Here is a 21,075-nt window from a genome sequence, read left to right as displayed (position 1 = left end):
TAGATTGTCGAAAGGATATTGACAGTCGATTCCTTGGAAAATAGCCTAACTAACGCTTGCTTTAGCGTAACCACAAAACCTTATTTTATCGTTGGAAAATAGCGTATTAACAGATAACGAGCTCATTGATTTAATTAGAAATGAAGATTCCTCCGCATTCGAGGTATTGTATCGTAGATATTGGCAAAAGCTATTTGTTACCGCCCTCAACAAAACGCAGGATGATGATTTGTCTAAAGAAATCGTACAGGAAATTTTTGTAGACTTATGGGAACGAAGGGCTAGTCTTCAGATTACGAATGTGCCTGCCTATCTACAAACCGCTACCAGATTTAAAGTAATATCGGCTTATAAAGCGGAACTGCAAACGCAAATCGAGTTTTTAGAAATACCTACCAACCAAAGTACTAGCGACCAGCTAGACCTTGAAGATTTTGAAAGAGCCTTGTCTGCTGCGGTGCAATTACTGCCCGAAAAAACCAGAGACATCTTCGTATTGAACCGTTTGGAAAACAGAACGGTGAAAGAAATTGCTGCTACGCTCCAAATCCCTGAGCGTACTATCGAATACCATATTACCCAGTCGCTTCGCTTTTTACGCTTGCACCTGCAAGACTTTTTCCTTTCTCAAGGTATATGTATCCTTCAATTTTTATTGTACTATAAAAAGAACTTTTTTAATTAATGTGCCTTTTTATATAAATATTAGTAGAAAATAAATATTTAATTGCGGTTAAGTACCATTTTTCAGACTTATATATAACAGCCTCCTTCAAATGATGAAGCGAGGAAATATTCCTTACAAACAGATGAGCAAAATCCAATTTAAAGAAATCTTAGAAAGATACCTCAGCGGTACTTGTAGTGCTCAAGAGAAAAAGATTGTTGAACAGTGGTATGAACTGCTGGATGAGGATTATAGGGTCCTTTTCCCAAATATGGATATGGCTTCGTTGGAAGAGGTAATTTGGGAGAAAATAAAACCACAAATGGCTGAATCAGTTCCTGTGGTGGTAGTACGCAAAGTGTGGTATCAGTCACCCGTGAAATGGGCTTGGGCTGCTTCGTTGGTTTTGTTGGTTGGTATCGGTGCTTGGGTGTTGTTACAGTCGCCTATCATTTCGCCTAAAGATACACTGACGTCCTCAGCAACTTTGCCAAAGGGGGGCTTAGTACACGTTGATAACAAAGGGCATGCCCAAAAACTAGTGAAACTGCCAGATGGCACGATAGTAAAACTGAATGCTGGGGCATCTATTGATTATCCTAAACAATGGGCAAGCGATAAAAGAGAGCTTTTCCTGACAGGTACAGCATTTTTTGAAGTAGTGCGAAATCCAGAACAGCCGTTTTTGGTATATGCCAATGACATCGTCACGAAGGTATTGGGAACTAGCTTTTGGATCAATGCACAGTCGCCCGACAAAAAGGTAGAAATTGCAGTGGTAACGGGCAAGGTATCAGTATTTAAACGTGACTCAAAGGCTGATTATATTTCTGCCAATACCAAGAGTGGCGTAATTCTGACACCTAATCAACAAGTAGATTATTTTCCTGAAAATCAGGTGTTTGTTACTAGAATTGTAAAAGAGCCAGTATTGATATTACCAGATATACACCATAAGCAAGTAGCGATTATGCTTCCGACTTTTGTGTATGACGAGCAGTCGGTAGCAACTGTCTTGGATGAAATCGGCAAGGCATACGGCATTGAGATTATCCTAGAAAACGAACAAATTAATAATTGCCCTATTACTGCCGACCTTTCGGAGAGTAGCCTTTATACCAAATTAGATATTATTTGTGCCACCCTCAAAGCGAGTTATGAGATACGTGGAACGAAGATTCTGATTAGTGGGAAAGGATGTTAAAACAGAAAACTTAACCATTAAATATACAAATAGTGAATAGCACCTTTTATAAAATAGATGCCAAATTGATTACAAGCGTCTGAAGTAGTAAAGACTTTGGACAAAAAAAAGGCTACCCGTGCGCCAACACTGATAGCCAAAAGTGTTATGTCAAACCGTTCAAAATTTAACAAAACCAAAGTAAAAGTATGCAAAAAATTCAAAAAATTAAACCTCCCTTGCTAAGGATTATGAAATATTCTTTGCTACAGTTGTTTCTGGCATGTGTTTTCTCTTCGCTATCCGTAGCGAATGTCTATACACAGGAGCTTCTCAACCGTACAGTGAGCCTAAAAGTTGACAATGCAGCTTTCAAAAATGTATTGCTCAACCTTGAAAAAGAAGCAGATGTAAAGTTTGTTTATAGTTCTCGCTCGGTTCAGCTTGACCGAAAAATGAGTGTACACGTTACCGATAAAAGGCTTTCTGAAGTATTAGATATGGTGTTGCGTCCGTTGATGTTGAACTACCAAGTAGTTGGAGGACAGATAATTATCAATACGATAGATGAAGAAGACAAGGCTTTGTCGGAAGCAAATGTGGTAGTACAACCCATCAAAGACCAGACTGTAAAAGGGAAAGTAACAGACGAAACAGGTGCAGGATTACCGGGAGCTAATGTATTAATTAAAGGAACTAAAAAAGGTGTAAGCACCAACGGAAATGGAGAGTTCTCGATTAGCTTTCCCGATGGTAGCGATGTTGTTTTGGTGTTTAGTTCTGTTGGGTATATTACTCAGGAAACTGCGGTAGGTAGCCGTACATCTATCAATATCTCATTAGTACCCGACAACAAATCTTTGGCAGAAGTGGTAGTAGTAGGATATGGAACGCAAAAGAAAAGCGACGTAACAGGGGCGATTTCATCTATCAACGAAAAAGCCATCAAAGAAGTACCGACGTCTAACATTGGTTCTGCTTTGCAAGGACGAGTAGCAGGTTTAGAAATTCAGCGAGCAGGCTCAACACCAGGATCGGGCAATCAGATTCGTATCCGTGGTGAGCGTTCTATCAACGGTAGCAACGACCCGCTGATTGTATTAGACGGTATCCCGTTTGATGGAGGGTTGAATGATATTAATAACAACGACATTGCTTCAATAGATGTCTTAAAAGATGCCTCCGCAACGGCTATCTATGGTTCTAGGGGTGCGAATGGGGTTATCTTGATTACGACTAAAAGAGGAAAATCTGGTGAAACAAAAATTACTTATAATGGCTATTATGGGATAAGCAGTATTATCAATAAGTACCCTGTTTACAATGCCGAACAGTATCAAGCTACCCGTAATATCTCGGTATATTCTTCGGGCTATATGCCGGGGGAAATAGCCTCTATCGCTAGTGGCAAAACAACCGACTGGCAAGATTTGATGTATAAAAACGGCTATATCACCGACCAAAACATCAGCGTATCAGGCGGAAAAGATGAAAATCTATTCACCATTGGCGGAGGATATTTCAAAGAAAGTACTGTATTACCCGGTCAGGATTTTGAACGTTTTACTGTAAAAGGTTCAACAGATACTAAAATAGGACGTATTTTGAAATTCGGTATCAGCTCGCTTACGACGCTGACTACTACCAATGGCTCGCAGTTTGTAAACCCAATGTATCCGATTCTTACATTGAGTCCGTTGATGCAACCTTATGATGCCAACGGCAATATCGTGATTTCACCAGCGGGTAATAATGACGACGTAAACCAGTACAATCCTTTGTTGTTGTACAGAGATACCAATTCTTGGGTTGACAGAGTGCGTCGCTTGCGTACCTTCAATAGCTTGTATGCCGAAGCTCAGTTGGCAGAAGGATTAAAATATCGTGTAAATATTGGGGTTGATTTAAGTTTTCAAGAGAACGCTCAATTCCAAAAAGGAGATAGCTATTTCAGACCCAACGCTAATAGTTTGGGAAGCATGAATAATGCAAAGGCTTCGTCATTACTGATGGAACATTTATTATACTATGACAAAACAATCGCTAAAAAACATAAATTGAATTTCACAGGTTTGTGGAGTGTTCAAAAATCTCAATCATACAATACTTATATTAAAAGAGAAGGTATCGCTGCTGATTTTATCCAGTTCTATGACCTATCGCAAGTAACAGACGAAGCCAAAGCCAATACTGTTATCAGCGGTAGCGAGTCGTCAAGGGGGATGATTTCGATGATGGCGCGTATCAACTATGCTTATGATGACAAATATTTACTAACCCTTACGGGTAGGAGAGATGCCTCTTCGGTATTGGCAGATGGCCACAAAACGTTGTTTTACCCTGCGGTATCTGTAGGATGGAACATTGCTAACGAGGCGTTTATGAAAGAGATTCCTGTCATCGCCAGTCTGAAATTGCGTGCAGGTTGGGGAACTACTGCCAACCAGTCTATCGGACCATACTCTACTTTAGGGGGCGTAGTACCATATTTATACCAAGGCTCGCAATCAGTACCGATTAAATACAACTTCGGCTCAACCGTCGTATCTGGCTATAACATCAATACCTTGCCTGATCAAAACCTTACTTGGGAAAGCACAGAAGGTAAAAACGTAGGGGTTGATTTTGGGATTTTAGGCAACCGCATTACGGGTAGCGTAGAATGGTATCATCAATATACCAAAGGAATTTTATACGGTGTGACCTTGCCTGCGACAACAGGGGTAACGGGACAGTATTTGACCAACGTAGGAGAAATGAGTAACCACGGGATGGAATTCTCGGTATCGTCAGTGAATATAAAAACGGCACAAGGATTTACTTGGAATACAGATTTCAACCTTTCGTTCAACCGTAATAAATTAGAAAAACTAGATGGTTCTGTTACGCAAAACATTGCCAATGGTTTATATGTGGGGCATCCGTTGACTGCCATTTATGACTATACTAAATTGGGTATCTGGCAATTGAACGAAGCCGAGCAAGCGGCTAAATATGGCTCAGTGCCAGGGCAATTGAAATTGGCTGATTTGAACAATGACGGAAAAATTACGGATGTAGATAGAAGCGTAATCGGTAGCGGACAGGCAGATTTCCAAGGAGGTTTGACCAATCGTTTCTCTTATAAAGGCGTCGATTTGTCAATTGTTTTATTTACACGTGTAGGCGGAACGTTAGTGAGTACTATTCACCAGCCATTATCGAATTATTTAACCAACTTGGACGGACGTAGAAACCAATTAGCAGTAGATTATTGGACACCCGACAACCCGACTAATTCATTCCCAACACCAGCAGTGGCTAATCCAAGCCCAGTAGGTGCGGCATGGTCGACACTTGGTTATTTTGACGCTACTTTCTTGAAAGTAAGGAGCATAAATCTTGGGTATAATTTGCCAGCATCTTTGTTGAAAGTAATCAAAGCATCATCAGTAAAACTTTACCTTACTGCTAGCAATCCGTTTATTTTATTCTCGCCTTATATTCAGGCAGGAGGGATAGACCCAGAGCCAAGTGGACAAGGTTCTAGTGGTTTAGTGGGCGGTGGCCCAGGTAATATTTCAGGTAGAAACTTGAATATTCGCCTTACGACACCCTCTACGAAAAGCTTCATTTTTGGCATGAATGTGACGTTCTAAACGTAGGAAGGATTGATTGCTCAACAAATGATTTAACATTTTTTATTCGATACATAATGAAATTAAAACATACATTTTCAGCTTTTCTATTGGGCATAGCGGCATTTGCTTTTTCTGGGTGCCAATCGGTCTTGGATGAAACGCCAAGAACTGCCTTTACGATAGATTATTTCAAAACGCAAGACGGTCTGCAATCTGCTATCTATACCGCTTATGCAGGGTTAAGATATGACTTCGGACCCATCGGGGCGATGGTCTTGGGAAATGTGGGAACAGATGAATTTACCTATGGCGACCAAGGAGCTTCTGGGCAGACATTAGAATGTGGTATCTATAGCATTAGCCCGACCAACGGCGCTATTGGTACACCTTGGAACAGGAATTATTCCAACATTAACCTTTGTAATGCCGTGGTGGAATTTGCCCCAAATGTGACGATGGATGCTACTAACAAAAGCAAATTGTTAGGCGAAGCCCGTTACCTGAGAGCAATGTACTACCTATTATTGGTAGAAAACTTTGGAGCCGTTCCGTTGGATTTAGGTTCTGGTGATTTGAAATTCAATAGTACGCCTAGTTGTACTTTTAGAAGAAACGACCCAGATTTGTTGAAGAAAAACTTCCAGTCGATGATTGATGATTTATTGTTTGCGACTGAAAATCTTCCAGACCAGCGTCCTGCGGGGGAATATCGTTTGGCAAAAGGAGCAGCGTTACATTTATTAGCAAGAGTATATACATACCGTGCCTATTCGGCAGTAAAACAAGCAACCGACTTTCAGAGTGCCTACGACACCGCTAAAAAGTTGATTGATGGTAAAGCCAAATATGGTACAGATTTGTTGCAAGATTTTGGGGATATTCATAAAGAAGGAAACGACTATAATAAAGAAATTCTTTTTGCTGTAGAACGTTTGCCATTGAATAACATAGCCAACGAAGTAGTTAACCCAAGTTCGGACTTTGACCAAAAGGTGAATATTTCTTGTAATATGTTTGTATCAAACTATACTTCTGTTACCAAAAATGGCGTAACGCTTTTCCCAGTGCGTGTATTACAGTATGGTCGTCCGCTTCGTCAGTTTTGCCCAACCCGTTGGACATTGGATGTAGCTTTTGCTGACAAACTCAACGATAGCCGTTTTAATAATACATTCCGCGATGCTTATCCAATAGCTACTTTTTATACGGCTGGTTCATCTGACTACACCAAATATGTAGCTGATATGGCAGCGATAGGTTTTGCCTTGGGCGATACCGCCTTTTATATCGCTCCAACCGATGCGCTTGCCAAAACATTAAAAGCCGCTAATAAAAAGTATGTGATTTATTCACCTTCGGAAACATATAGCAACCAAAACAGGGCTAATAATATTTATCCTGCTTTGAGAAAATATGAGGCTGTCAACCGTAATTCTTACCAAGATATTTCGGGGCGTCCGTTTGTGGCAAGTAAGTTTTCAGAAGTGTATTTGTTAGCCGCAGAGGCAGCAATGGCGTTAGGGAAAAATGCAGAGGCGGCACAATACATCAACGTATTGCGTGATAGAGCAGCTTATCGCTCAGGACTTTCGGCAACAGAATTAGCCAATCGAAGAGCTAAAATACAGGTTTCAGCAAGTGATATTACCCTTGATTTTATCTTGGATGAACGTACACGAGAACTATGTGGAGAGAGCATTCGTTGGCCAGATTTAGCGATGCGTGGCAAATTGGTAGACAGGGCTAAGAAATACAATCCAGATGTTACTAATCTGCAAAGTTTCCATTTGTTACGCCCAATTCCACAGTCGCAATTAGATGCAACGTGCGAAACAGTTAAATCTCAATATCAAAATCCGGGGTATAATTAAGAGAAGAGTGTGTAGTAAGGATGAATCCTTGCTACACGATATTTAAAGGTAAATCATTGAACAACCTTGAATAGGAAGAGAGACAAGTGCTTTTTTCCTTCTTTCCACGATTGATGAACAGACAAAACATGAAAAGACATACATTATTATATAAGCTAGCACTAGTAGCCTTGATAGGCTTGCTGAGTGCTTGCGAAAAAGACCCTATCAACATTCTTAATGCTAATACTTACACGGCGGATGGTTCGTTGAAAACAGCTACAACGGCCTTCCCAGTAGGATTGAGTATTGATTATGATTTGTTTCTAAACAATGCTCAATACCGTTCGGTCGTAGCGGCGGATGCGCAAAGCACCACTTTCGGCTATCACATGAAGCACGGAGCATTGGTAAGAAACGACGGAACGATTGACTTTACCAAAGCGGATGCTTTGTATGATGCCTGTAAAACTGCTGGTATCGAAGTGTTCGGGCATACGTTGGGCTGGCACCAAAATCAGAATGCTACTTACTTGAAAACGATAACAGGCGGAGGCTCTGGGCCAACGGCTGTAAACTTGGTAGCTAATGGTAGTTTTGAAAGTGGCTCGGGGGATAATTTCAATAACTGGGGGAAATACAACGGAGGGACTTCTTTAGTGGCTACGTCTGTTACTTCGGAAGTACAAGCAGGCACCAAAGCCTTGAAGATAGTAGTAACTGCTGATGGTAACCCTTGGAATGTACAAATGGCTAGTGACGAATTTGCGACCACAGTAGGCAAAACGTATAACATGACATTTTTTATCAAATCGGCGGTTGCGGGTGGACAAATGCGTATATCTACAGGTGGTACGGGTTCTACGGCTCAGTATTCGGGGAACTACTCAACCTCGACAGACTGGGTACAAAAAACGTATTCTTTTACGGCTAACGGCCCCATGACACGTGTGTTGATTGACATCGGTAGCAAAGCCAATACCTATTTTATGGATAACGTCGTGGTCGTAGATGCCTCTGCATCTGTACCGCCAACGGGGGGAGCTTTGGTAACGGCAGTTGATAATGCCTTGAAAGATTTTATCACGCAAACGGTAACGCATTACAAAGGAAAAGTAAAAGCTTGGGACGTAGTGAACGAACCTGTATCGGAAAGTGGTACATTGCGTACGGATGCCAACACCACGGTTTCTGCCACAGCGACCGACTATTTCTTTTGGTCGAAATACTTAGGTCGAAACTGGGCATTGAAGGCTTTTCAATATGCAGCCGCTGCCGACCCAACGGCTGAATTGTACATCAATGATTATAACTTAGAGTCGAATAGTGTAAAGCTTGATTCTTTGATTGGCTACGTAGCAGAATTAAAAGGCAAAGGAGCGAAGATAACGGGTATTGGTACACAAATGCACGTGCTTTGGAATACACCTTATAGCGGTATCGATAATATGTTTAAAAAATTGGCTGCGACAGGCTTAAAAATTCGTATTTCAGAACTAGACGTTCGGATGAATCCTAACAAAAAAACTCAGTTTGTCTTAAACAAGCAATTTGAATCATATCAGGCTGATATGTATGCCTATATTGTTCGTTCTTATTTGACAAACGTTCCTGTAGCACAACAATCAGGGATTACGGTTTGGGGTATCACAGATAATACCAGTTGGTTGTATGAAAATGGCTTAGATTTCCCTTTATTGTATAATAAAGACTATTCTAAAAAAGCGGCATATTATGCTGTGTTGAAGACTTTGAAGGAGAAATAAAACAAACAAGTAGGGACGAATTGCATTCGTCCTTATTCCGTCCTATTTTTATATGTTGGGGGCGTATGCAATACGCCCCTACGTTTTATTGAAAGTTATCATAGAAACTAAAACCGTGTTCTGTGGCTCACAGAATACAATACGCGGACTGTTACGTTCTGTGAGCCATAGACTGCGGTTTAAGAAAGAAAAAAATAATTAATAAGAGCATTTATTCCTAGCGAGGGACTTAAGTCCCTCGCTAGGAATATGGATTGAAACTCGCTCTAAAACCACAGTTTTAGATTTTAAATCATTCATCCCACATTCCAACATTATAGCCTTACCTTATGCATATATTCAGAAAATCCTTCCTATTGTTTATCCTTACGGCTACTATTCAGCAAGTGAGTAGGGGACAAGCCACGCTTCCGCACCTCCAGAAAAAAGGTAAAACCACCGAATTAATCGTAAATGGAAAGCCTTTTATCATGCTTGGAGGAGAATTAGGCAATTCGTCTGCTTCGACCATCGAAAATATGAAGCCCATTTGGTCAAAACTGAATGCAATGCACCTGAATACCGTTTTGGTACCCGTGTATTGGGAATTATTGGAAAAAGAGAAAGGTCATTTTGATTATAATTTGCTAAAACAACTCATTACCGAAGCTCGTAAACACCAAACTAAAATTGTTTTTCTATGGTTTGGTTCATGGAAAAATAGTATGTCGAGTCATGCGCCATCATGGGTGAAACTGAACCAAGAGACCTATCCAAGAGCCAAAGACGATAAAAACCAGAGTCAGGAAATCTTAACGCCCTTTAGCGATAATAACCTACAGGCAGACTTGAAAGCCTTTGAAAAGCTAATGACCTTTATCAAGGCATTTGATAGGAATGAGCAAACAGTCATTATGATTCAGGTAGAAAATGAAATAGGGATGTTGCCCTCCGCTCGCGACTATCACCCTTTGGCTAACGAAGCTTTCAAGCAAGTAGTACCTGCTACATTGTTGAATTATCTATCGCAAAATCGTGAAGGTTTAGCCCCTGAATTGTTGGAAAGATGGAAAAAGAATGGATTTAAAACAACAGGTAATTGGGAGGATATTTTCGGGAAAAGCTTACAAACAGATGAAATTTTTATGGCTTGGTATTTTGCCAAATTTACCAATACGATTACCGAAGCAGGAAAAAAAATATATCCTTTGCCAATGTTTGTAAATGCCGCCCTAAACAGACCCGGAAAAGAACCGGGGAGTGGTTATCCGAGTGCAGGACCACTTCCACATATTATTGATGTGTGGAAAGCCGCCGCCCCTGCGATTGATTTATTATCTCCCGATTTTTACAATCCTGATTTCAAGCATTGGAACGATTTATACACCAGAAAAGGCGAAGCTTTATTTATACCCGAACATCGCTTCGATGCTACTGTCATGGCAAAATCATTGTATGCCATTGGGCATTATGAAGCCTTGGGTTTTTCTCCTTTCTCGATTGAGTCAACCGCTAAACCCAAAGAAGAACCGCTTGGTAAAAGCTATGAGATGATTAACAGCTTAATGCCGACGATTAGCCGTTATCACGGACAAGGGAAAATAGATGCCGTATTGTTGGATAAGGAAAATAGTGAGACGATAATAAACATGGGCAAATATGAGTTTACTTTCCGCCATGATTATACTTTAGGGTGGTCTCCAGAAGCAAAGTCAGCAGAATGGCCTACGACGAGCGCCATGATTATCCAGACAGGTGAAAATACCTTTTATGTAGCTGGGTCGGGCGTTGTAGTTACTTTTAAGCCAATAGAGAAAGAAGCTGGACACGTCGGCATCTTGAAAATAGATGAAGGAACTTTTGAAAATAAGACATGGAAAACATTACGCCACTTAAATGGTGACCAAACACACCAAGGTAGGCACTTGAGAATAGCAGTTGGAGATTATGAAATCCAGCAGCTTCAGCTTTATCTGTATAAATAAGGGTGAATAAAAGAGTATAAACATTTAGAGAACCTCAAGAATAGCTAAATTTGCTAGACCTTGAGGTTTTCTGTTTTTTTAACTTTTATCACATAAAGAGTCCCCACGCTATCATCATGAAAAGCTATGCTAAAAAAGCCTTTATCTTTCGAGATTCCGCTATTCAAGCAGAAATCAATGCGCTTGATGCTGTTAAAGATCATCAACGAATAGTGTATTTATTGACGGCTTATGAATTTACTTTTGATATGGTACGTGCCTTGGAATTAGCCTTGTTTCATACGTATGCTAGTCCGAGTATTTCGAGATTGTTGCAAATGACAGGGGAGTTTGAGCGAAGAGGACAAAAAAGATATGACGATACGGGCATCCTGATTGCCCAATTTATGCAAGCAGGCTATGATAGCGAATTAGGCAAGAGGGCAATAGCACAGATGAATAAAATTCACGGTCATTATCGCATTGCCAACGACGATTATCTATTGGTATTATCCACCTTTGTGTTTTATCCCATCAATTGGATGGAAACAAATGGTTGGCGAAAGATGACTAAGAATGAGCAGTTGGCATTGTTTCTATTTTTCAAAGAAGTAGCCAAGCGGATGAATTTAGTAAATATTCCTGAAGATTTAGACGCTTTAAAATTGTTTGCTGAAAAGTATGAAGAACAATATTTTTGTTATGCTAAAAGTAATGAAGTAATTGCAGATGCTACTATACAGATTGTTGCCAATTGGTTTCCAAGCTTTTTGAGATTTGCGGTAAAACCGATTTTTGCAGCCTTGATTAATGACAAACTACGAGAAGCCTTTGGTTACAAGAAACCCTCTGAGCTCTTCAGTGGATTGCTCCATGTCAGCTTTCAGCTAAGAAAACAATTTTTAAAATATATTACATTTAAAAAATACCCTACAGAAATATCCAATACTTATTATCGAACCTACCCAAAACACGAATTTACGATAGAAACCCTTGGCCCTGAATATTTAACGCGGAAGAAATAATTTGCAAAAGTCTTTTTTGTTCGATAAATTTACTTTGTTCGTTTATTTAGAACAATGTATTAAATCCGAACAAAATGGGGAATCAACAAGAAATAGCCTATTTGGCAATAGATACTTTGGGAGAAATAAGTCATTTAGAAGCGACATTTCAACCTAGCAAGGATGATAAAATAGATGGATTTTTAACAATAAAAGATAAAGAAAATAACCAAGAAATAAATTTATCAGTTGAGATAAAAACCAAACTACAAAATGCTCATATTGCAAAGATATTATTGCAGCATAATGAGCATGAGCATTTTATCGTAATTGCTGAAAGCATCATTCCTGATTTACGCAAAAAGTTAAGGGCATTGCATATTAATTACTTAGATATTACTGGGAATGCTTATATTAAATATCCGAATGTCTTTTATTTTGTTGAAAATAATAAAATAAATCCATCAAAACTTTATGAAAGGAATAGTCCTTCTGTAAAGAAAACATTGACAAAAAATGGTTTAAAACTTGTGTTTCATTTGCTTGAACATCCTGCTCTTTCACAGACAACTTATCGTAGAATGTCAGAGGTCGCTCAAGTTAGTCTTGACACAGTACATAAAACTATTCAAACCCTAAAAAACTTAGGATTTATTATTCCTCTTGATAATAAAAAGGATTATTTGTCAAATATTCCAAAGTTATTTGAACGTTGGGTGATTGAATATGATGCAAAACTTAAACCAACTTTGTATATTGGAAAATATAGAAGCTTAGCCAATGTAGCTTGGAAAGATATAGTATTAGATAATAAAAGTAAGTGGGGGGGAGAAGCTGCTGCCGAAATCTTGACAGACTATTTAAGTGCTACAAATCTTACACTTTATACAGAAGATGGAAGAAGTGAACTTATGAAAAAATATAGGCTCGTTCCTGATAATTTAGGAAATATTGACGTATTTCATTCATTTGCAAAAATGGATGAAAGTACTAATAATCAAACAGTAAGTCCTTTATTAGTCTATGCCGATTTAATAAATTCTACAGATTATAGAAATCAAGAAACTGCACAGAAAATCCATGAAAAATTCATTCAAAATAAGGTATGACGAAATAAGAACAACAACCTTAAGGAGTGTTTTGAAGCTTTTGAAAGAGCCTTTATTAATATCGGAATTGATTTTTATGTCATTGGGGCTTTGGCTTGAGATTATTGGTTTTCAAAACAAAACATAGAGACCAAAGGGACTAAAGATATTGATATAGCGATTCAAATTGCTGATAATTTAAAATTTGAAGCAATAAAAGAGTATTTAGTAGCATCAGAAGGCTTTACGATTCATAGCGAAAATCCTATTTTAGTATTTGATGCTCATGGTATTCAAATTGATTTGTTGCCATTTGGAGCGGTTGAACAGGATGGGAAAGTGTTTTTAAATAGTCGGGCTTTTCCTGAAATAGATGTGGTAGGAATTAAGGAGGTTTTTGAAAGAGGAGTCATTAAAGTGAATGAAAATGGATTGGTCTTTAAATTAGCAAAGTTAGAAGGAATTGTTATTTTAAAATTTATTGCTTTCAACGACCGTCCAGAAGATAGAGGAAAAGATATTGTGGATATTGGAATGATTTTAAAAAACTATTTCGATATAGCCAGTGATGACATCTATGATTTTCATCAAGATTTATTTGATGAGGATTTAGGAATAGAATATATTGCAGCAAGAGTATTAGGACGAGAAATGCGAAATATTTTGGCATTGTCTCAAGCACTTGATAGTAGGATACAAACAATTATTGAGTATGAAATTATGCTCAGCCAAGAAAGTTATATGGTGAGAATATTAGTTACACAAATACCCAATACCAATATTAATTTTTGGAAAGAAATTTTGGAACAACTTTTGAGGGGAATTAGAGAAATAAGTTAAACTTTTAGTTACTCCGTCAAGTGTTCTACAAAAGTTCTATCTTTGTAATGTTTATTAAATCCTTATTTTGTTTATTTGTTGATTAAATGGAAAGTATTGCCCTAACCAAAAGATATTATTCAATTTCGGAAGTCGCACAGATGTTTGATATGAATATCTCTAAACTTCGTTTTTGGGAAGAGCAATTTCCAACGCTTGAACCAAAACGTGACCGTTCGGGCGATAGAAAATATACGCAAGAGGATATCAAACATCTTGAAGAGATTGTGGATTTGGTTGAAAATCAGGGATATACGATTGAAGGGGCTAAAAGGGCACTAGAGCATCAGAAACGTAAAAAACAAGAGAACCAAGCAATTATCGATAAGTTAACAGAAATTAAAAAATTTATGAAGAGTCTCCGAGAAGCGATGGATGAACCAAACGAGGAGTCGGAAAAACTAGCTGATAGTTGACCATAATAGTTAAAGTGCATTAAAAGTTTATCAAATTCTACCTTATTAATATGTCTACAAAAGAAAATTTACCCTATCAGGTTGCACTAACCTTGATTCCTAAAATCGGTGATGTGCTTATTCGTCAACTTATTAGCTACTGTGGCTCTGCCGAACAAGTCTTTAAAACACCTGTTTCCAAACTACTTAAAATCCCGAATATTGGTAAAACATTAGCCCTGAATCTTCAAGATAAGTCTGTGCTAGACAAAGCATTTGCCATCATTGAAGAAGCAGATAGACAACAGGTTGATTTGCTGTTTTATACCGATAAAAACTACCCGAACCGCCTAAAACAGCTTTATGATGCGCCAGTATTATTGTATTATAAGGGGAATGCCAATTTGAACCATACCAAGACTGTAGCCATCGTAGGCACTCGGCAATGTACTGAATATGGCAGAAATGTTACGGAAGAATTAGTTGAAGATTTAAAAGATTTTAATCCTTTAGTAATCAGTGGATTGGCTTATGGGATAGACATCGTAGCCCATAAGGCTTGCTTGAAAAACGATGTTCCTACGTTGGGCGTAATGGCTAGTGGTATCGATTTTATTTATCCTTATCAGCATAAAAATACGTCTATTCAAATGCAGGAAACAGGCGGGATTCTTACTGAGCAGATGTTTGGCGTTCAACCTGACCCAAGATTTTTTCCGCAAAGAAATAGGATAATAGCTGGAATGTCAGACGTGACAATTGTCATTGAAGCCGCCGTAAAAGGAGGGGCTTTGATTACAGCCGAATATGCCAATAATTACCATCGTGATATTTTCGCAGTGCCGGGACAGCTAGGCAAATCTTTTTCAGAAGGTTGTAATAAGCTAATCAAAGAAAAAAAGGCAGAGATTTATACCAGTATCAAGGATGTCGTTGAAACGTTGAATTGGGATTTAGCAGGGCATGAGAAAAGCAATAGCTTCAAAAATACATTAGACTTGACCAATTTTACTGACGATGAAAGTCAGGTGATGGCATTGCTTCATAAAAATCAGGTAATGGAAATTGATGTATTGGCATGGCAGTCTCAGATTCACATTGCCAAATTATCGTCCTTATTGTTGAATTTGGAATTTCAAGGTGTACTGAAATCCTTACCGGGGAAGAAATATGCTATTTCTGTAAGGTAATTGGCTTTCGGATTTCAGCTTTCGGTTTTATTTAAATATTATAAGAGAATAAAACATGAATCATCTTGAATTTTCTTTAGAATAACAAGTTTTAGAAGTTTGATATTTATTATCGTTCTGTCCTTACTTTTCTTGTCTTGATACAAGAAAAGTAACAAAAGAAAATCAAGAATTCCTAAACTCGCTCCGCTCAAACAGTAGGAATTCGGTATCTCTCAATCATAAAAAAGCGGTGTAAATTAGTTTTAGACTGCTTTTTTATAATATAAAATTCAGGATGACTCATGTTTATGATTGATGCTTTCTGAATTCCTACTGTTTGAGCGAAGCGAGTTTAGGAATTCTTGATTTTTTTGCGACCGCCGCTGCGGTTACTTTTTGCATCAAGGCAAAAAGTAAGGACGAGAATAAATCCAAAAAATCAGAAATCCTCTAAACTATCCTATTTTAAGAGAAAATTCAAAATGACTCATATTTTGTATAAAATAAATGCCAGCTCGATAGAACATTACTATACTTTCCATTCCGAAGGATTATGTCTCCATTCTTGCAAAGTAATTTGCTGACTTTCAGAAACGTAGTTTTTAGCTACCGCTTCTTTGATAAGTGTTTCATAATTACTTAAAGTATAAACTTTCAAGTTTTTCTCAGCGAAATTTTTGTCCGCTATCTCAAAGCCATACGTAAAAATAGAAACCATTCCTAATACATTTGCTCCTGCTTCACGCAAAGCATCAACCGCTTTTAAAGAACTGCCACCTGTTGACACTAAGTCTTCAATTAAAACTACTTTTTGGCCAGCTTTAATTTTTCCTTCAATTTGGTTGCCCATGCCGTGTTTTTTAGGTTCAGGACGAACATAACAGAAAGGAAGGTCGAGCCAATCTGCTACTAATGCTCCTTGTGCAATACCTGCCGTAGCAACGCCAGCAATAATATCAACATCGCTCCAATAAGCTTTAACAGCCGATGCAAGCCCATTTTTGATAGCAGTACGCACTTTTGGATACGAAAGTGTGATTCTATTATCACAGTAAATAGGTGAGTTCCAGCCAGATGCCCATTTGAAAGGTTGGTCGGGGCTTAGTCGAACAGCCTTAACTTCAAGTAACATAGAAGCGACTGTTTCTGCAAGAGTACGTTGTGCCATTTTGGGGTTTTTGTTAAATCTATGTGCAAAATTAAAAACTCTCAGTAATGTTTCGTAACAAAAGTTTAATTTTACGATGAAATATAAATATTCATTTTAATTCACGAGCAAATCATTAGGGAACAATCAAACTAAAAATGATAATTTTCATTAACGAAAGACCTATCAAGGTCATTGGGAAAAAGAAAGCCCAAGCACTCACATCAACAGAATTTGACCACTTAATAGATGCTCAGCTAGAAGCCATTAAAGCCAATAGTCTTCAAGGACACGTATTGATTATCAATGTGCTTTCTCCGACGGTCTCTAGGTTATTTACTATTTTAAAAAATGAAGAGCTTCCTAACTTACAATCGATCACGTTAGTTTCAGAGAATAAAGATGCTACTGAAGACCAAATCAAATCTCAATACAAAGTTGTGCGAGCAGCAGGGGGCGTAGTGAGAAATGAGCATGGCAAAGTATTGATGATGTATCGTTTGAAAAAATGGGACTTGCCCAAAGGTAAACTCGATAAAGGCGAATCATTCAAAGTAGCTGCCGTGCGTGAAGTAGAAGAGGAATGTAATGTAAAAGCCAAATTAGATGAAAAAATCTGTACTACTTACCACACTTATACTTACAAAAACGAAGCTATTTTGAAACAAACAAAATGGTATTCAATGGAACTGATTGATGCTGGCAAAATGAAACCTCAGTTGGAGGAAGGTATTGAAAAACTAGAGTGGATGGATAGAAAACAAATCCATACCGCAATGATTAATTCCTATTATTCTATTCGCTTTGTATTGAAAAAATACTTTTACGAAGGAGAAGAAAAATAGCCTCAATCAAAAAAGTCTGTATGAAAATTCAATAGAAATACTTCATGGGTTGCACGGGTGACAGCCGTGTAAAGCCATCTGATGAAGTCTTCGTTGATATTTTCGTCAGTTAGGTAACCTTGCTCAACAAAGACTGCATTCCATTGTCCACCTTGCGACTTATGGCAGGTAAGGGCATAAGCAAATTTTACCTGTAGGGCATTGAGATAAGGGTCTTTCCTGATGTCTTCGTTTCTGTGTTTTTTACTGGCTATGTGGGCATAATCAGCCGAAACAGAATCATACAGGGCTTTGTTTTCATCTTTTGACATGGCAGACGTGTTGGTATAAAGTGTACTTAACATTACTTTGGCATCGATGGTCGGATGGTCTTCATAATCGAGCAGTCTGAGCGTAAGGGTAGCAAACCTAAAACCATGCATTTCTTCGATGCCCCTGATTCTCATCACCTCCACAAAATCGCCATTGGCTAAAAAGCCCGCAGGCGAATCCTCCGCAAGCCAATGATAATTATTTCGAACAATCATGAGTAAGTCGCCCGTCGATAATTCATCTTCCATCGAAAAGATTTGCTGACGGATATAACGGTTATACTGCACAGCCGTTTTGTTAGAGCGTGTCAGGATAATAGTATTTTCGCGACCAAACTTTCGGTAAGCATAATTCAAACCATCTTCCAGTTTCTCGCCCGTCATTTTAAAGAAATCCTTGAAACCTTTTGTATTAAAACTAATTTGAGGTTTTTCGTCTTTTAGAATATCACGCAAATTAGTAGCATTAAACAAAATGCCTGATTCTGCATCCTGACGCATTACTTCGGTCAATTCCTGTTCCATCACACCCACATGGAACTGACCTTCCATATAACCTTTTTCAAGGGCAGGAGACATCAATTTACCCACGGGCGGTAATTGGGCGGTATCGCCCACAAAAATCACTTTATTGAAATTATAATCTGTTTCAGGATGTGTAAAAATAAATTTCATCAAGTCAGTCAATAATCCTGGCGTACCAAATTCAGCATCATCCGAAATCATTGAGGCTTCATCAATGATAAAAATAGTTTTGGTCGCATAATTATTCTGTAATTGAAACTCCAAACTACCCGTATATTGATTAGCCACTTGTCTGTAAATCTTTTTATGTATCGTCAGGGCTTTGGTTTTAGAATAGTTGCCCATTACCTTAGCCGCTCGTCCCGTAGGAGCAAGGAGGATAGCTTTGTACCCAAATTTAGGCAACACCTTCATAATCGTACTTAGCACGGTAGTCTTACCCGTACCAGCATAACCCTTCAATAAAAAGCATAAAGGCCCAAAATCATCTTGATTAGGGATAAATTTATCCATTTTCAGGAAAAGGTCTAATTGCCCATTGGTAGGTTCAAAAGGGAACTTTTGGCGTAGTAAGAAAGAGGGGGTGGGTTTTTCTGTTGACATTTATTCAAAAATATAGGAGTTCTTCAATGAAATTTCGGTAATCGTAATCGTTAATATCAAATTCTTCTATTGGATTAGTCATTTCTCTCCTGAAATTCCGAATAGCTCTCAATCGCATTTTAATTATACTTTTATCGTTTAAATTAAAAACTTTTATAGTTTCTTTCGCTCGTTCTGTATGTACTATTCCATTTCTTTCATTTATTAATATTTCGCCTGAGCTTGTATCAAAAAGAAAATAATCACTTGGGTTATAATCGTCAGCATCTGGTCTTAAAATCAAATCGCTATATTGAGCCAACTTAGGTTTATTACACCCTCCACAAGCTAGAAATAGATTTGTCCAATCGTATGCTAGTCTTGTGAATTCAGGTTTACTAATAGGTTTGAAATGATCTATTTGAAGGTCTATTTTACCTCTTTCATCAAGCGGATATTTATCACAATATGAACAATGATTGTGTGTTAAGCTACCAAGAGCCTTTACAATTTCATCATGATAATTTGTAGCCCCTTTTCTCCAACTCAGTTTGTGTGTAGGATTTTGTTGTCTTTTTTCGAGAAATTTTTCAGTCCATTCTTTTGATTTCTCTTTTAGTATTTGAGGTTCTGATGCAGGACTTCTAGTTATTTTATACATTTGAAAACTAGGCGATAACTTGTTTACGAATTCTGTTAATTTGATGTATTTGCGGAGTAATGAGAGACATAATTTCGTCAGGTCTAGTTTGATTTTGAAAGATTAAAATAATTTGTTGCCATCTTTCTAACCTTGCTTCATTACCTTTTAAAATTTCTTTGGTGATTTCTCTAAATTCTTTGAGTAGTATTTCAATGTCTTTACCAAATCGCTCTTTAATACCAAAAACTTCTTCTAAAATAGTATCGTAACTCTCAGCGTCCTCTGTTAAAACAGGCTCGCCATCCAAAACGGCATAAGCGCCTACTTTCTTTAATTTATGCACCCAAGCACCATCTACAGAACCCACCACAAAAGGTGAATGCGTAGAAATAAAAATCTGTGCATTTTTAAAGAGTTCCTGAACTACAGGCAAAATTTTACGTTGCCAAGCAGGATGAAGATGTACTTCTATTTCGTCTAAGAAGAGAATGAAGTTTCGTTCGAAGATGGGAATGTCAAAAGCCCACCCAATTTGAGACATGCGCATTACTAAATCACCAATCCAGGAAATTAAACTTTTTAAACCGTCGGGCAAAGAAGTTAAAGCCAGTTTTTGTTTATTAATAATAATGTTCAAGTGCATCGTATCGGCATTAAGGTCGAAACTGACTTGCTCATTTGTTATTTCTTCAATAATTTCTTCTATTATCTTAACATAATTTCTATATTTTGATGCTCGTTGAGAATCTCCTTTTAAAATTGACAAGGCTTCTTGTGCAATAGCAGTACCTATCCATTGAGTCAATTTATCAGTATTTATAGAGTTGTCAAAATTTAATGCATCATTAAGAGCATCAGGAAATGAAAATCTTCCCTTATCAATGGAAATCATTTTTGACTGATTAATTCGTCGATAACCTGAATAGGCAAATAAAGCAAAATCAACCCCTAAGCGTTCATTCATCTTAGTCTGAATATCTTTACCAATCATATTTTTTGAACTACGATTTTGTACAATATCATCAAGCTCAAGATTAGTAGAATATTTTTTAGGATGTGTAATTACACTTATAACACTGTTTAAATCTAATTTATTTATAAGTCCAGTTTGTTCAGAGGTATCTATTTTATACTTCGCAATCTCTGCCAAAGCCTCCAAAATCGTCGTCTTCCCAGTCCCATTCTCACCAGTCAAAATATGGATTTCAGCTTTTTCAGGGTCAGTCTTTTTAGGAAAGTCCATTTTTAGATGCTCAAAAGCACCTATTTTATTGATTTCTAAACTTTCTATCCGAAAATTTTCCATGATATCTTTGGCTTGTTTTCTTAAAAATACTCAAAATATTGATGCAATTACTTATCAGGTCTAAATCAATAACATATTTTCAAAATGCTAAGTTTGTGTTTGAGTTGGTGTTTAGCTGTTGGGAAATAGTATTTTGCTTAGAGTATGTT

The 21,075-nt window shown here is 37.9% G+C and carries 16 protein-coding genes; 12 read left to right on the top strand and 4 right to left on the bottom strand.

Features of this window, described 5'->3' with window-relative positions; translation table 11 throughout:
* The first annotated feature begins 91 nt into the window (after nucleotides 1-91).
* From VB264_RS14170 to dprA, 11 genes are all read left to right on the top strand, one after another.
* Nucleotides 92-685, top strand: a complete 594-nt coding sequence (locus VB264_RS14170; RefSeq protein ID WP_323250396.1) for an RNA polymerase sigma factor — start codon at nucleotides 92-94, stop codon at nucleotides 683-685.
* A gap of 124 nt (nucleotides 686-809) precedes the next feature.
* Nucleotides 810-1,871, top strand: a complete 1,062-nt coding sequence (locus VB264_RS14165) for a FecR family protein (protein ID WP_323250394.1) — start codon at nucleotides 810-812, stop codon at nucleotides 1,869-1,871.
* A 188-nt stretch (nucleotides 1,872-2,059) separates the two neighbouring features.
* Complete coding sequence (locus VB264_RS14160) at nucleotides 2,060-5,488, top strand: TonB-dependent receptor (protein WP_323250392.1); 3,429 nt, start codon at nucleotides 2,060-2,062, stop codon at nucleotides 5,486-5,488.
* Nucleotides 5,489-5,544: 56 nt separating this feature from the next.
* Nucleotides 5,545-7,341 (top strand): RagB/SusD family nutrient uptake outer membrane protein, encoded by a 1,797-nt coding sequence (locus tag VB264_RS14155; protein ID WP_323250390.1) that lies wholly within the window; start codon nucleotides 5,545-5,547, stop codon nucleotides 7,339-7,341.
* Between the two features lie 128 nt (nucleotides 7,342-7,469).
* Nucleotides 7,470-9,086 carry an endo-1,4-beta-xylanase gene (locus VB264_RS14150; RefSeq protein WP_323250389.1) on the top strand — a complete coding sequence of 539 codons (1,617 nt, stop codon included), beginning with the start codon at nucleotides 7,470-7,472 and terminating at the stop codon, nucleotides 9,084-9,086.
* Nucleotides 9,087-9,415: 329 nt separating this feature from the next.
* Complete coding sequence (locus VB264_RS14145; protein WP_323250387.1) at nucleotides 9,416-11,050, top strand: GH35 family beta-galactosidase; 1,635 nt, start codon at nucleotides 9,416-9,418, stop codon at nucleotides 11,048-11,050.
* A gap of 116 nt (nucleotides 11,051-11,166) precedes the next feature.
* On the top strand, nucleotides 11,167-12,054 hold the full coding sequence (locus VB264_RS14140) for a DUF2236 domain-containing protein (protein WP_323250385.1): 888 nt from the start codon (nucleotides 11,167-11,169) through the stop codon (nucleotides 12,052-12,054).
* 74 nt (nucleotides 12,055-12,128) lie between these two features.
* The gene (locus VB264_RS14135) at nucleotides 12,129-13,142 is read left to right on the top strand and encodes a type IV toxin-antitoxin system AbiEi family antitoxin (RefSeq protein WP_323250384.1); all 1,014 of its coding nucleotides are present in this window, start codon (nucleotides 12,129-12,131) and stop codon (nucleotides 13,140-13,142) included.
* Between the two features lie 123 nt (nucleotides 13,143-13,265).
* Nucleotides 13,266-13,961, top strand: a complete 696-nt coding sequence (locus VB264_RS14130; RefSeq protein ID WP_323250405.1) for a nucleotidyl transferase AbiEii/AbiGii toxin family protein — start codon at nucleotides 13,266-13,268, stop codon at nucleotides 13,959-13,961.
* An 86-nt stretch (nucleotides 13,962-14,047) separates the two neighbouring features.
* Nucleotides 14,048-14,416: a MerR family transcriptional regulator gene (locus tag VB264_RS14125; protein ID WP_323250382.1), complete on the top strand. Its 369-nt coding sequence runs from the start codon at nucleotides 14,048-14,050 to the stop codon at nucleotides 14,414-14,416.
* 50 nt (nucleotides 14,417-14,466) lie between these two features.
* On the top strand, nucleotides 14,467-15,585 hold the full coding sequence (dprA, locus tag VB264_RS14120; protein ID WP_323250380.1) for a DNA-processing protein DprA: 1,119 nt from the start codon (nucleotides 14,467-14,469) through the stop codon (nucleotides 15,583-15,585).
* Between the two features lie 511 nt (nucleotides 15,586-16,096).
* Here dprA and pyrE read toward each other — a convergent pair.
* Nucleotides 16,097-16,735, bottom strand: coding sequence for an orotate phosphoribosyltransferase (pyrE, locus tag VB264_RS14115; RefSeq protein WP_309919504.1), 639 nt, complete (start codon nucleotides 16,733-16,735; stop codon nucleotides 16,097-16,099).
* Between the two features lie 137 nt (nucleotides 16,736-16,872).
* On the opposite strand from pyrE, the gene VB264_RS14110 reads away from it, so the two are divergent.
* Nucleotides 16,873-17,559 carry an NUDIX hydrolase gene (locus VB264_RS14110; protein ID WP_309919507.1) on the top strand — a complete coding sequence of 229 codons (687 nt, stop codon included), beginning with the start codon at nucleotides 16,873-16,875 and terminating at the stop codon, nucleotides 17,557-17,559.
* 2 nt (nucleotides 17,560-17,561) lie between these two features.
* Here VB264_RS14110 and VB264_RS14105 read toward each other — a convergent pair whose 3' ends face one another.
* From VB264_RS14105 to VB264_RS14095, 3 genes are read right to left on the bottom strand one after another with little or no spacing between them, the layout of a single operon-like run.
* Nucleotides 17,562-18,998, bottom strand: coding sequence for an ATP-dependent DNA helicase (locus VB264_RS14105; RefSeq protein ID WP_323250378.1), 1,437 nt, complete (start codon nucleotides 18,996-18,998; stop codon nucleotides 17,562-17,564).
* Between the two features lie 4 nt (nucleotides 18,999-19,002).
* Nucleotides 19,003-19,638 (bottom strand): retron system putative HNH endonuclease, encoded by a 636-nt coding sequence (locus tag VB264_RS14100; protein WP_323250376.1) that lies wholly within the window; start codon nucleotides 19,636-19,638, stop codon nucleotides 19,003-19,005.
* Nucleotides 19,639-19,645: 7 nt separating this feature from the next.
* On the bottom strand, nucleotides 19,646-20,926 hold the full coding sequence (locus tag VB264_RS14095) for an AAA family ATPase (RefSeq protein WP_323250375.1): 1,281 nt from the start codon (nucleotides 20,924-20,926) through the stop codon (nucleotides 19,646-19,648).
* Nucleotides 20,927-21,075 lie beyond the last annotated feature (149 nt).

It is taken from the genome of Arcicella aquatica (genome assembly GCF_034928825.1).
Lineage (GTDB): Bacteria > Bacteroidota > Bacteroidia > Cytophagales > Spirosomataceae > Arcicella > Arcicella aquatica.
This window is presented reverse-complemented; position numbering and strand designations above follow the sequence as displayed.